Genomic DNA, 13066 nt, shown 5'->3' with positions numbered 1-13066 from the left:
ATCGCCACCCCCGGCCAAACACATCCACCCACCCGGGCAGTTCGCTCGCCAGGCTGGCGGTTTCGGGGGTGGCTGGCTGATCAAACACATCCACCCACCCGGGCAGTTGGCTCGCCGGGGCGGCGGTTTTCGGGGTGGCCTGCCTGCGTTGGGGGCGGGCTCTAGCCCAGTTCCACGGTCTTCTTGGCGTAGGCGTCGACGCCGCTGTAGACGTCTCGGGCGTACTTGTTCGAGGCGTTGTAGGTGAGGATGGCCTTCCACCAGCCCTGGCCGGTGGCCAGGTCGCCGCCGCTGGCGCACAGGTAGCGGGCGGCGGTGAGGGCGGCGTCGTCGACGTTCTGGGGGTTGGCCGGGCGGCCGTCGCCGTTGGAGCGTTGTGACCAGCGGGTCCAGGTGCTGGGGAGGAACTGCATCGAGCCGACGGCGCGGTCCCAGACGGGGTCGCCGTCGAGGCGGCCCTGGTCGGTGTCGGGGATGGCCTGGACGCCGGGGGAGCCGTCGAGGGGGACGCCGACGATGGGTTTGGTCAGGTCGCCGTCGGGGCCGACCTCGGTGCCGTTGTAGAGGCCGTGGTGGGACTCGACCCGGCCGACGCCCGCGAGGGTGATCCAGGTGAGGTTGCAGCCGGGGGTGGCGGTGCGGGTGCGGGCCTCGGCCTCCACGTAGGCCTGCACGGTGCGCACCGGCATGTCGGTGCGGTCGGCCATGCGCTCCAGCCAGGCCGCCCGGTCGGTGGTGGGGACGGGGCGGGGGGTGGGGACGGCGGTGCCGGGGGCGACGCTCACGGCGGGCACCACGAAGCGGTACGGGCGGGCGCGGGACGAGGGGTCCTCGCCCGCCGACCTGATGAACACCACGAAGCCCGCGCCGAGGACGAGGACGGCGAGGACCACCGCCACCCGGCCGACCCCGCGCAGGCGGGGGCGGGGCGGCGGGGACGACGTCGGCCCGGGCTGGGGGGCTTCCGGGTACGTGGTCGGCGGGGGTGTCGGGGATGCGGCCACGAAATCCAGGCTACGTCCCCATCGGGGCAGGTTCGACCGAACCTGACCCCGAAGAGGTGACGTACCGGCGGTAGGTCGGGCCGCGACCCGTTCCACCTGCGCGGACGCGGGCGCGGCTGGTGGGTGGGCGGCCTGAATCCGTCACGGGCGGGTGGCCCGCAGGGCGTAGATCAGCGGGATGCGGGGGGCTTCGGCGGGCAGGGAGAACCAGCCCGCGTCCGGGGTCATGGTGGACCAGCGCGGCCACGGCAGGCGCTCGGTCTCGCGCAGCAGGGTGATCCGCAGGCCCGCGCCGACCAGGGCGGTGACGACCTCGCCGATGCCGTGCGCCCACTCGTGGTGGGTGATGGCCTCCGCCAGCGCCGGGCCGTCGGTGTAGGTGTGGGTGCCGTCGCGCTCGATGGCGCCGCGGCCGCCGAGGTAGTCGTGGCGCAGCAGCAGGGACTCGTCGCCGTCCGGGCTGGGGACCGGGCTCAGGGCGTTGAGCAGGGGGTGGAACTCGACCAGGTAGAAGGTGCCGCCCGGCTTGAGCAGGCCCGCGACCTGGGTGGCCCAGGCGTCGAGGTCCGGCAGGTAGCAGACGGCGCCCTTGCCGGTGTAGACGACGTCGAACCGCTCCGCGCCGAGGGCGGAGACGGCGTCGTGGACGTCGGCCTTGACGTAGGTGACCTCGGCGCCCGCGCCCTCGGCCAGCTCGCGGGCGGCGCGCACCGACTCCCCGGAGATGTCGAGGCCGACGGTGTGCGCGCCCTTCGCGGCGAACGCCAGGGTCTCCGCGCCGATGTGGCACTGCAGGTGGGCGACGTGCCTGCCCGCCAGCTCGCCGAGGTCGTCCCACTCGAAGTCGGCGAACCAATCCGCCGGGTCGCGGTGGGCCACGTCGTAGAACTGGCTGTCCACGTGCACGGGGGTGCGCACGTCCCAGTTGGCCTCGATGGCCTGGATCATGCGGGCGGTGGCGGGGTCCATGCGGCCATGATGCCGGTTCGTCCCCGACGCGCGGGGACGAACCGGCAACGATCCGCTGTCCTGCTGGTCCGCCGTCCTACCGGGGCAGTGGCGGCAGTTCCGGCGGGGTCACCGCCGGGCGGGTCTCCAGCTCCGCGAGCGCCAGCTCGATGGCCTTGTCCAACTGCGTGTCGCGGCCCGCGGCGTGGTCCTGCGGGGCCATGACGACCTCCACGTCCGGGTCCACGCCGCGGTTCTCCAGGCCCCAGCCCACGCCGTCGAGGTGGATGGCGTAGCGGGGTTGGGTGACGAGGGTGCCGTCGACGAGCCGGTAGCGCATGTCCATGCCGATGACCCCGCCCCAGGTGCGCACGCCGACGACCGGCGCGATGCCCAGGGCCTTGATCGCGGCGTTGACGATGTCGCCGTCGGAACCGGAGAACTGGTCGGCGACCGCGATGACCGGGCCGCGCGGGGCGTCCTGCGGGTAGGTCTCCTCGGCGTAGCCGTCGCGGGCGATGTTCCAGCCGATGACCTTGCGGGCCAGCTTCTCCACCACGAGTTGCGACAGGTGTCCACCGCGGTTCTCCCGCAGGTCGACGATCACCGCGTCCCGGCGCAGCTCCAGCCGCAGGTCGCGGTGCAGTTGCGCCCACCCGGTGGCGACCATGTCGGGCACGTGCAGGTAGCCGACGCGACCGCCGGTGGCCGCGTGCACGTGCGCGCGGCGCCCGGCAACCCAGGCCTGGTAGCGCAGCGGCATGTCGTCGAGCAGCGGCACCACGACCACCCGCCGCTTCGCGCCGCCGGAGCCGGGGGCCACGGTCAGCTCCACCGGGCGGCCCGCGGTCCCGGCGAGCAGCGCCGCGGGGCCGGTGGCCGGGTCGACCGGGCGGCCGTCGACGGCGGTGACCGCGTCGCCCGCGCGGACCGCGACGCCGGGGGCGCGCAGCGGGGAGCGGGCCCTGGGGTCGGAGCTGTCGCCGGGGACGATGGCGGCGACCCGCCAGGCGCCGTCGTCGTCGCGGGTGAGGTCGGCGCCGAGCAGGCCGAGCCTGCGCTTGCCGTCGGCCTGCCCGCCCGGCGGCATCACGTAGGAGTGCGAGGTGCCCAGTTCGCCGTGCACCTCCCAGAGCAGGTCGACCAGCTCGTCGTGCGAGCCCACGGTCTCCACCAGCGGGCGGTAGCGGTCGAGCACGCCCGCCCAGTCGACGCCGTTCATGTCCGCGCGCCAGAAGTGGTCGCGCATCAGGCGGCCGGTCTCGTCGAAGGCCTGCCGCCACTCCCCCGCCGGGTCGACAGTGACCCGGACCCGGTTGAGGTCGACGGTGATGTTGTCCTCGCCGCCCTCCTCCGGGTCGGCCTTGCGGTCGGCGGGCAGCACCCGCAGCCGGGCGCCGTCGCGGACGGCGATGCGCGTGCCGTCGCCGCTGGGCCACACCCGGTCCAGGGCTTCGACGAGCACGTCGGTCTTGAGCTTGGCCAGGTCGAAGCGCTCCAGCACCGAGCGCGGGGCGGGCTCGCCCAGCTCGTCGAGGTCGTCGCCGAGGCTGCCGCGGACCGGGTCGCGCAGCCACAGCACGCCGCCCTTGGCCGCGAACAGCCGCGAGTAGCGGGCGGTCGGCACCGGGAAGGCGATGACCCGCTCGGCGATGCCCTCGACGTCGACGGTGGTGCGCGGGGCGTCGTGGCCGCTGCCGGAGGGGGGATCACCGCCGTCGCGGCCGTCCTTGTCGTCCTTGCGGTCGTCGTCGGCGCCGAACGGGCGGCCCTCGCGGACCGGGGCGAACGGGGACGGCGTGGCGGCGGCCAGCGGCACCAGGTAGGGGCGCGAGCCGCTGGCGAAGGACAGGTCGAACACGTGCACGTCGTAGATCGGGTCGAAGCTGCGGGCGGAGAGGAACGCCAGGTGCTTGCCGTCGAGGGTGAACGCCGGGTCGGAGTCGGCGAAGCGCATGCCGGTCACCTCGACCACCGAGCGGTCGCTGGTGTTGACCATGCGGATCTGCCGCAGCGGCTCCGGTCCGGGGTGCGACCAGGCCAGCCAGGTCGAGTCCGGGGAGAACGCCAGGTCCTGCGGCTCGCCGGACTCCGAGCGGGCCACCTCGTCCAGCTCGCCGCTGTCCACGTCGACCAGCAGCAGCCGCGAGTCGTGGGTGACCGCGGCGACGCGGCGGCCGTCCGGGGACGCGGCCAGCTCCAGCACCCGGCCGAGCTGACCCAGCCCGATCCGGCGCGGTTCCACCCCGGGTTCGCGCCCGGCGACCGGCCCGAACTCCAGGGCGTCCTCACCATCGGCATCGGTGACCCACACCGCCTCGCCGGTGCCGCCGAGCACCACGGGGAGCCGGGCGCGCACCCCGGGTTCCACCGACAGCGCGCGGACCGGGCCGTCGCGGTGGGTCAGCCAGTGCACGGTGCCGCGGACCTCGACCGCGCTGGCCCGGCCGGTGCGGTCCACGCCCACCGCGCCCAGGTGCCGGGACGGGACGACCGGGTGCGGGGCGCGGGCGTTGCGCGGCCCGCCGAGGCGGACGTCCAGCTTCCTCGGCTCCGCGTCGAGGCCCTCGACCAGCCACACCGCGCCCGCCGAGTGGTAGACCACCCGCGTGCCGTCGGTGCTGGCGTTGCGGGCGTAGAACTCGTGGTCGCTGTGCTTGCGCAGGTCGGTGCCGTCGGCGGCGCAGGAGTAGAGGTTGCCGACGCCCTCGTGGTCGGACAGGAACGCGATCCGGCCGCCCACCCACATCGGCGACACCAGGTGTCCGTCCACATCGGACAGGATGCGGGTGAAGCCGCCGGTCCCGTCCGGGTCGACCCAGACCTTGCCCGCGGTGCCGCCCCGGTAGCGCTTCCACCAGGCGGGCTCGCGGGAGATCACCGAGCCGAGCAGGACCGCGCCGGTGCCCGCCACCTGCAGGGCGCCGACCGGGCCGTGCGGCAGCCGCTCGGCCGGGCCCGGCTCGACCGGCACCGCGTAGGCCCAGGTGCGCCGGGTGGAGTGCTCCCCGGTGGCGCTGCGGGCGAGGACCCGGCCGTCGGGCAGCCAGCCCAGCACCTGGGTCGCCACGTCGCCCCAGTGCGTCAGCCGGGTGCTCGGGCCGCCGTCGACCGGGGCGACGTGCACCTCGGGTTCGACGTCGCGGGTGCTGGTCCAGGCGATCAGGCCGCCGTCCGGGGAGAACCGGGGGTTGTCCACCGGTACCCGGTCGGCGCTGACCCGCCACGCCCGGCCGCCGTCGAGCGGGGCCGACCAGACGTCGTCCTCGGCCACGAAGGTGATCAGGCCCGCGTGCAGGTGGGGGAATCTGAGATAGGCGTCGGTCACCCCGTCAAATTAGCGACCGGGGCCGGGTCCCGTCCTGGCTTTCCCGAGCGGGCCAGTACCGGCGCCAGCCGTCGTGGTCCATCCGGGCCGGGTCCACCCCGTCGGCCCTGGCGGCGAGTTCCGCGGCCCGCACGTCGGCGGTGAACCGCCGGGCGACGGCGCGGGCGGCGTCCTCGGGGTCGGTGCCGTCGAGCCTGGCCCGCGCGGCGGTGGCGAACAGCCGCGCGCCGACGTCCTCGCCCGCCGGGAGCAGGTCGGCGGGCAGGTTCGCCCGGGCGGTGCGCTGGGTGAGCTTCGCGGCCAGGGCGAGCGCGGGCTGACCGGACGCCACGCCGTCCACACAGGACTCGCGGCGCTTCTCGGTCTGCTTCAACTCCTCCCAGCGCAGCTCCTGGGTGCCCGCGTCGCGCACGGCCGGGTCACCGCCGGAGAACACGTGCGGGTGCCGCCCGACCAGCTTGGTCACCAGGTCGCGGGCCACGTCGTCGACGGTGAACGGGTCGGCCGCGTCCTCCTCGGCCACCCTGGCGTGGAACAGGACCTGGAGCAGCACGTCGCCGAGTTCCTCGCGCAGCGCCACCCGGTCACCCTCGTCGATGGCGTCGAGCAGCTCGTAGCACTCCTCGACCAGGTACTGCCGCAGCGACGCGTGCGTCTGCTCGGCGTCCCACGGGCACCCGCCCGGGGAGCGCAGCACGTCCATCACCCGGGCGGCGGCCAGCAACCCGGTCCCGGGGGCGGCGAGCACCGGCACCCCGAGCGCGGTCAGCGCCTTCGCGGCGGGGAGGTCGAGGTCGTCGACGACGAGCACCACGGGTTCGGCGGCGGCCAGCTCGACCAGCGCCCCCGGGGGCGGGTCGCCGAGGGCGGGGTCGGTGGCGAACAGGTGCGCGGCGGCCCGCAGCGACGGCAAGGCCGCCGAGGGGAGGACCCCTTCGGCGGCCAGTACCACCACGCTGCCCTGGTGGGGCGCGCTCACGGCTTCGCGTCGACCTTCACCGGCACCAGCACACCGGTGGACTCCGCGTCCCCCGCCGCCAGCCGCATGGCGACCTGGTCGAACACGCCGTAGCGGGGGCTGATCTTCACCCCGACCCGGTCGACCCACGACTGCAGCACGCGCTGCCCGAACGGGATGGCGACCTGCAGCGGGTTCTTCGCCGCACCGGCCTGCGGCGCGGACACCTCGCGCTCGCGGATCAGCGCGATGATCCACGACGCGTTCTGCTGGTTCGGCTGGAACGCGACCACGGTGTTGGGCCCGGTGCCGAACAGGGCCGAGGACTCCAGCCCCTCCTGCGCAGTGGGGGTGGTGGTGATGGTCTCCCACTGCAACTCGCCGTCGGCGGTGTCCTGCTTCTGCACCGCCGCCGCCCGGTCCAGGCCCACCGCGAGCTGCCGGGCCTTGGCCAGCGCCTTCTCCCGCAGCGACCCGGTGGCCCCGTCCTGGCCGGGGGCCAGCACGGCGTAGTCGAAGGTGACCTTGACCGAGTTCAGCTCCCGGTCGCCGATCGCGGCGAGCGCCAGGTAGTCGCGGGCCAGGAACTCCGGCTCGAACACCTTCGTCGCCGCGGTGGCCACGATCGCCTCCGGTGCCGCGGTCCCGTCGGTCGGCAGCGGCTCGGTGCTGGCCCGGATCTGCTCGGCCACCTGCGAGAGCTGCGCGGGGTCGACGGTCACCGGGTTCTGCGCGGTGTAGGAGGTGATCAGCTCGTGCATCACGAGCTGGGTCAGCACCTCGCGCGAGAGGTCCCCGAGCTTGTGCTGGTCGGCGAGGGTCTGCGCGGCGGGCTCGGCCTTGACGGCCCGGTCCACGAGTTCCTGCACCTGCCCCACCCCGATCGTCCGCCCGTCGACGATCGCGGCGGCGTTGACCTGGCTCGGCCCGGAGGCGCAGGAGCCGAGCACGAGCCCGAGGACGACGGTCAGCACGGCGGCAGCGCCCCGGCGGCGGATGACTGTGGTCACAGTGGCACACCCTCTCACAACCACGCTGAGCGACGCACGAGCACCCGTTCGGGCGATGAGCTTCGTGGCCTGGTCACAGCCGGGTCGGGCGCGTCAGCCCCGCGCGGTCCGGTCCAGGATCTCGATCAGGCTCCGGCATAGGGTCGGCGCGTCGGCGGGGTGGACCGCCACCCACCCGGCGCCACCCGGTCGCGGGGTCCGCACCAGGGCGTAGCGGCCGTCCCCCGGGACGTCGAACCAGGACAGCACCGGGCCCCGCGCGCGGTCCACCCGCACGCCGAACTGGCCCGCCCTGGTCCGGGGGGCGCGGACGAGGTCGGTGAACGGCCTGGCCTGCTCCGCCCGGTCCTCGGGCCAGCGCCCACCGGGGCGCCGACCCGGCGGGGCGGGCGGGATGCCGCGGACGACCGCGTCGACCAGGGCGGAGACGCTGATGTCGCGCAGGGTGATCGGGCCGCCGGTGAGTTGGTCGGGGCCCGGGGCCTGCAGGGCGAGGACGGCCCGCCGCCCGGTCCTGGCGGCCAGGGCCCGGTACGGGGAGCCCGCGCCGCGGGCGTTGAGCCACACGGAGTCCACCGCGGCCTCCGGGGCGGCCAGCAGCCGCAGGGCGGATTCCAGGTCCGGGCTCGGGCGGCCGTGGCGGTCGAGGAGGCCGGAGGCGCGCAGCCCGGCCCGCACCCTCCCGCCCGCGACGGCGGCCTCGGCCTCGGTCAGGCCGTGGCGGCGGACCTGGACCGGGTACGGGAGCACGTCGAGGCCCGTGCGGTCCCAGAGCTGGGCCAGTTGTTCCGGGGTAAGGGTCCAGTCGCGGGTCGCGGTGGTCACCGGGTCTCGCCGATCACCGGGGTGACGGAGGACAGGCCGTGGCTGAACAGGTCGTCCTTGTCCTCCTCGACCACGTACCGGGAGCGGTGCTCGGCGTCGCCCTCGGGCCGGCCACCCGCACCGCCGCCGCCCATGGGCATGCCCGCGGCACCGGACGCGGCCGCGGCGGGGCGCGGGGCCTCGGCGAGCGGGCGGGCGAACGCCTGCGTGGTGCCGGGCTGCACCGGGCCCCGGCGGGAACCGACCGCGGCACCGCCGTTCACCGCATCCTGGGAGGGCGTGGGCGCCACCGGGCCGCCGCCCGCGGGACCGCCCTGACCACCGGCGGAGGCCGCGGCGGGAGCGCCACCGGGCCCGAAGACGCTCGCGGCGGAGGTCTGGGTGGTGACCTCCTGGCTGATCGCCAGGTCGACGGGGGCGGCGACCGGGGGCTGGTGCGCGGTCGGCGCCGGGGCCTGGACCTGCGCCGGGTCCACGGGGGCGGCGGTGACGGGCTCGGTGTACGGCACCGGGACGCCGAGACCAGTCCACATGGGATAGCCGCCGCCGTCGACCGGGGTGCCCGCGTACGCGCCGCCGGGGCCGTACTCGACCGGGGCGGCCCCCCGGACCAGGCCGGGCGGGTCGGGGAAGGCGGGAACGGTCGCGTCGGCCTCGCGGTACCCGGCGGTGATGAACGCGTCCATCACCCGGACCGCCTCGGCCTTCGCGTTCTCCAGCTCGGTGTGCTGGTCGAACAGGTCCTGCTCCGGGGTGGGGCTGAACAGCGCCCGCTGCCAGTCGAGGTCCCGCGGCTCCGGCAGGTTCGTCTTCGCCTGCCGGGCGGCGAGGTCCGCGGCGAGCATCCGAATCCCGGTGACGGCGGTGACCTGCCCCAGGGCCTGCCCCCAGGCGCCGACCGGGGTGGTGGCCGCGGCGGCGGAATCAGCCGCCGCACCCCGCCACCCCGAGCCCAGCGCCGCCGACAGCTCCCGGTCGAAGGCGGCGAAGTCCTCGGTGATCCGCGCGCCGATGCGGCTCCACTCGTGCCCCGGGGTGCCACCGGTGCCGGAGGTGATCCGGTCGACCAGCGCCACCATGTCCCGGTGCCGCCAGGCCCGCCAGTTGTCCACGGCCCGGATGGACGCCGGGTCGTACCCCGCCACCGAGGCGTCGAAGTCGGCGGCGATCCGCCGCAACCGGGCGGGCAGGTCCTCGTCGGACCGCACGTGGTCGGCGCTCATGCCCGCCCCACCTCGCGCAGCGCCGCGGCAGCGCCCTCCTCGTTGTCGCGGTAGGCCCGCGCGGTCGACTCGAAGTGCCGGGCGGCGGCGTCGAGCCCGGAGCGCGCCAGCACCAGCCGGGCGATCAACCCGTCGGAGGCGGTGCGCTTGTCGGTGAACTTGCCCGTCAACCCCCGCCCCAGCGCACACGCCCCGAAGTCGGGGTCCACCAGGTCCCGCACGGCCCGGATGTGCTCGTCCAACCGGGCGATCTGCCCCCGGCACGCCGCCGCGGCCCGTTCAGCCGCACCCGGGTCGACCGCCAGGAAACCGGAACCGGACACAACCCCACCTCACCCACCCGCACGCACCGACGTGGACAACTTCGCCCGGCGACGACGGGTCGTTACGAACCGCTGGGCGTCGCTACAGACCGATCACCGGGGGAGCGGTGGGCTCGTCGGTGCCGAAGAGCCCATCCGGGTCGGCCTCCAGCAGGTAGTCGGGACGCTGGTGCTCGAGGTCGTCGTTCCCGGAACCACGGGCCCCGCTCCCGGCACCCGCACCCACCCCTGCCGCACCGGGTCGCCCGGCACCGCGAGCGGTGGGCGAACCGCCCGCTCCGACCGGTCCGCCGGGGTGGGACGCACCGACGCGGGCACCCGTTCCCGGCCCACCGGAACCAGCCCCACCGCCGGTGCTCTTGCCACCGAACCCACCGGACTCCCCACCGAACCCGCCGCGCCCCGCCCCACCACGCACCGACCCACCGCCGAGACCAGCCCCGCCCGCAGGACCAGGACCGCCTGCCCCGAGCCCCCACGACAGACCGTCGGGCCTGCGACCGGCACCGTCGCGCACCTCCGGTCCGAGGCCAACGCCACCGGTCGCGGCGTTGACCGATCCCGCTCCCGAACTGACGGTCTGCCCCGGCGCCCCGCCGACATCCGGAGCGGACCCGCCGACAACCGGGGTGACGGGGCCGCCCCCGGGTCGGCCGGGGCCACCCTGAGAACCCGGTCCGCCGGTCGAGTCCGACCCCGGCGCGACCGGTGCGGGCTCCCCGATGCCACCGCCCGGGCCACCCGCCCCGCCCCGCGGGCCGACCCCGCCGGGTCCACCGATCCCGCCGGGTCCACCGCCACCGCCGGGGTCCACGACGGGCGGCGCCGGGGCGAACGCGGGAGCGGCGGACGCGGTCGCGGTCAGCGTCTGGTCGTAGGTCCGCACCGCCTGCGCGGCCTGCTTGTGCGCCGCGTCCTGAGCGGCGGCCCGCTGCTGGTCCTGCTGCGCCTGCTGGGCGTAGGCCACCGGATCGGTGATCGTCTGCAAGTGCCGGGCGGCGGAAAGGGGGTCGTAGGGCGGGTCCGGCGGGGGCGGCACCGAGTTCTTCGCGGTGGTCAACGCCCGCGCCTGCTGGTTCCCGACCGTCCCGGCCAACTGCGCGGCCCGCCCCGCCTCCCCGGACTTGTTCGCCAACACGGCCAGCGCCCACCGCGCCTTGTCCGCGGCCTCACCCTCCCACGTGGACTCACTGCTGCCGATCGCCTTGGCCACCAGATCACCGAACCCGGCCATCCGGTTCCCGACCTCGATCCACGACTCGGCCACCGCCCCCACGGCGCCCGGGTCGACCCCGGTGTTCACCGCGTCGTACAACTGCCGGTGCGGCATGCCTTCGTAGTGGATTCCGGGTGCTTCCGGCACAGAACGGGTCAGTGTGTCCCGCCGCAACTGCCGAGCCTGGGCGTCGAGTTTGTCGTCAGTCTCGGCAGGCGTGGCCAATATCCCCCTCAGGCCCCCGTGAAGGGGCCCGTACCGCAAGAGGTTCTCAACCATGGCCTGCGCACGCAGTTCATGCGCGGTCGACACCCGACCGTGGAGGTGGATCGTGTACCTCCGCACCACCTCGGCGGATGGAGGGTCCTCAGCCATCGTCCGCGCCCCCTCTACGATTCCGGCAGGTTCGGCTCGATCAGCTTCGCCGCCCGCAACGCCAGGTCGCACGCCGCGTCCTGATCACCACGCAGTTCGCTGCCGAGAACATCCACCCTCGACGACGCGGACACACCGAGAAAGACGAAGCAACGACCGGCGAGGGTTCGCATCTGCCTCGCCTGGTGCGAACCGATCGAGAGATCGCTGATCGGACCATCCACCACGATCCCGGCAAGACCCACATTGGTGCGGATACCGGGTGAGACAGCCCCATCAGCGGTCAGGTGCCTGCAGACCCGCTCAGTGCCGACCTTCTCGGATTCCTCGGACTTCGTGATCCCCAGAACCGCTTTGTCGGCCGAGGTCAGCAGATCACACGGATCCGCGTCCGCCAGCGAATCGCTCTTCTCCGGCGCGGACACCGTCGTACTCGGCGTGCCGGTGGCGGTCCCCGAGCCATCGGTGGACACCGGACCCGGTACTGGAATCGCCGATCCGGACGTCCGGGCAACACCGCACCCAGCGGAGACGAGCACCCCGATGACCACGGCTGCCACAGCCACCTCTCGCGCGCCCACAGACACCCTCCAAATCATGTGACGATGCCCTTCGCAGAGCCCGCAGCGACGATGACACCCGTACCGGTCTGATCACTGCCATCGTAAGCCGCCATGGATTTGCGCAATGCCGCCTCGGCATCGACCAGGTCCTGTTGCAGGCGTTCGAGAAACGGGATGAAGCCCTGGACCGGATCGGTGGCGATCGAAGCCATGAACGGCTTGTAGACCTGCGCCGCGGGCGTCTGCCCCAACGCGGGTTCCTGACCGAACCGCACAGCGTTGTCGAGGGCCGCGACCACGACCTCTCGCATCTCCGTGACGGCGCTGATCAGGGCACCGGCGCCGGGACCGGAAACGGTGAACCCCCGGTCGGCGGCGACGCCCAGTTGGTACACGGCGGCACTGATCCCCGCGAAGCTCGCAGGCAGGTTCATCGTCATTCCCCCATCCCCCGAACACCCAGCACGAAACCGTACAAGTCGGCCTGCAGCAATTGTATGGCTTGAAACGACGCGTCGGATTATCGCGATCCCTGCTCCGATCAGGTGAATTCGGCGAGTGTGCGCTGGATTTCGCGTTCGAGCCGGGCGTGGTCGGCGGGCAGGTAGGTCACGTGCCTGCGACCGTCCCGGCCCGTGGCGGTGGTCACGGCGTAGCGGCCCACGTCGGTATCGACCCAGGAGATGGCCTCGCTCGGATCGGGTTGGGCGGGCTTGCCCCGGGTGCTGATCAGGAACGCGCCGCCGCCGCGCCGTGGTCTGGCCAGAATCCGGCGGGCGGCGTGGAGGTCGTGACCCGCGCGGTCGCCGGGAGGGCGGGCGCGCTGCAGGACAGTGGTCGGCGACTGCTGGGCGGCGGGGGCGTCGGACACGGTCACGGAGGTGCCCGGTCCAGCAGGCAATGGGGGCACCGTGTCGACCACGGCGCGGGCCACGCGTTCGGCGGGCAGCGGGTGGAAGGCGACGCGTTCGTCCCGCAGCACGGCGAGCACACCGCGGGTGCCGTCGAGCACCGCGAGGGCGGTGACCTGCTTCGCCCCGGCCATGCCGTTGACCGCGACGGACACGCGACCGGTGGCGTACAGCCGGAGAGCCGCCTCCAGGTCGGGGTCGAACCGGTCGCGGTGGATGAGCCCGCGCCTGCTCAGGCTGGTGTTGACCGCGGCGAACAACTCGGCCCGGCCGAGGCCGCCGAACACCGGTGTGGTGAACGGGAAGCGCCACACCGGCAGGTCCAGCGCCGAGCCCAGCGCGTCCAGTTCGGCGAGTGAGCACTCCATCCGAGGCATGCTCG

Annotated in this window: 12 protein-coding genes; all 12 read right to left on the bottom strand. The window is 74.4% G+C overall.

Translation table 11 applies throughout. The features are described 5' to 3' along the window. Window positions 1-161: 161 nt before the first annotated feature. Window positions 162-1004, bottom strand: a complete 843-nt coding sequence (locus UO65_RS09510; protein WP_233427503.1) for a lytic transglycosylase domain-containing protein — start codon at window positions 1002-1004, stop codon at window positions 162-164. 141 nt (window positions 1005-1145) lie between these two features. Continuing rightward, complete coding sequence (locus UO65_RS09505) at window positions 1146-1973, bottom strand: class I SAM-dependent methyltransferase (RefSeq protein ID WP_035280780.1); 828 nt, start codon at window positions 1971-1973, stop codon at window positions 1146-1148. A gap of 76 nt (window positions 1974-2049) precedes the next feature. Then, entirely contained in the window at window positions 2050-5280 is a 3231-nt protein-coding gene (locus tag UO65_RS09500; RefSeq protein WP_035280778.1) for a S41 family peptidase, read from the bottom strand. 4 nt (window positions 5281-5284) lie between these two features. Continuing rightward, a complete protein-coding gene (locus tag UO65_RS09495; protein ID WP_052020954.1) occupies window positions 5285-6259 on the bottom strand; it encodes a nucleoside triphosphate pyrophosphohydrolase in 975 nt (324 codons plus the stop codon). Beyond that, window positions 6256-7248, bottom strand: coding sequence for a hypothetical protein (locus tag UO65_RS09490; protein ID WP_052020953.1), 993 nt, complete (start codon window positions 7246-7248; stop codon window positions 6256-6258). The genes UO65_RS09495 and UO65_RS09490 overlap by 4 nt, the downstream gene beginning before the upstream one ends. A 93-nt stretch (window positions 7249-7341) precedes the next feature. Continuing rightward, window positions 7342-8073: an ESX secretion-associated protein EspG gene (locus UO65_RS35705; protein WP_035280776.1), complete on the bottom strand. Its 732-nt coding sequence runs from the start codon at window positions 8071-8073 to the stop codon at window positions 7342-7344. Further along, the gene (locus UO65_RS35700; RefSeq protein ID WP_035280773.1) at window positions 8070-9296 is read right to left on the bottom strand and encodes a PPE domain-containing protein; all 1227 of its coding nucleotides are present in this window, start codon (window positions 9294-9296) and stop codon (window positions 8070-8072) included. Before UO65_RS35700 ends, UO65_RS35705 begins: the two co-directional genes overlap by 4 nt. Further along, on the bottom strand, window positions 9293-9619 hold the full coding sequence (locus tag UO65_RS09475; RefSeq protein WP_035280772.1) for a hypothetical protein: 327 nt from the start codon (window positions 9617-9619) through the stop codon (window positions 9293-9295). The genes UO65_RS35700 and UO65_RS09475 overlap by 4 nt, the downstream gene beginning before the upstream one ends. Window positions 9620-9701: 82 nt before the next feature. After that, window positions 9702-10949: a hypothetical protein gene (locus tag UO65_RS38575; protein ID WP_052020952.1), complete on the bottom strand. Its 1248-nt coding sequence runs from the start codon at window positions 10947-10949 to the stop codon at window positions 9702-9704. 275 nt (window positions 10950-11224) lie between these two features. Further along, the gene (locus UO65_RS09465; protein ID WP_161784444.1) at window positions 11225-11770 is read right to left on the bottom strand and encodes a DUF3558 family protein; all 546 of its coding nucleotides are present in this window, start codon (window positions 11768-11770) and stop codon (window positions 11225-11227) included. Window positions 11771-11805: 35 nt separating this feature from the next. Further along, on the bottom strand, window positions 11806-12213 hold the full coding sequence (locus UO65_RS09460; RefSeq protein ID WP_035280768.1) for a hypothetical protein: 408 nt from the start codon (window positions 12211-12213) through the stop codon (window positions 11806-11808). A 101-nt stretch (window positions 12214-12314) separates the two neighbouring features. Continuing rightward, the gene (locus UO65_RS09455; protein ID WP_161784443.1) at window positions 12315-13061 is read right to left on the bottom strand and encodes an ESX secretion-associated protein EspG; all 747 of its coding nucleotides are present in this window, start codon (window positions 13059-13061) and stop codon (window positions 12315-12317) included. Between the last annotated feature and the right edge of the window lie 5 nt (window positions 13062-13066).

This window comes from Actinokineospora spheciospongiae, assembly GCF_000564855.1.
Lineage (GTDB): Bacteria > Actinomycetota > Actinomycetes > Mycobacteriales > Pseudonocardiaceae > Actinokineospora > Actinokineospora spheciospongiae.
This window is presented reverse-complemented; position numbering and strand designations above follow the sequence as displayed.

What these genes read in the sequence shown, in the direction of transcription:
- UO65_RS09505 (WP_035280780.1), bottom strand. Translation starts at nt 1,973, where the DNA reads ATGGACCCCGCCACCGCCCGCATGATCCAGGCCATCGAGGCCAACTGG.
- UO65_RS35700 (WP_035280773.1), bottom strand. Translation starts at nt 9,296, where the DNA reads ATGAGCGCCGACCACGTGCGGTCCGACGAGGACCTGCCCGCCCGGTTG.
- UO65_RS38575 (WP_052020952.1), bottom strand. Translation starts at nt 10,949, where the DNA reads ATGCCGCACCGGCAGTTGTACGACGCGGTGAACACCGGGGTCGACCCG.
- UO65_RS09460 (WP_035280768.1), bottom strand. Translation starts at nt 12,213, where the DNA reads ATGACGATGAACCTGCCTGCGAGCTTCGCGGGGATCAGTGCCGCCGTG.
- UO65_RS09455 (WP_161784443.1), bottom strand. Translation starts at nt 13,061, where the DNA reads ATGCCTCGGATGGAGTGCTCACTCGCCGAACTGGACGCGCTGGGCTCG.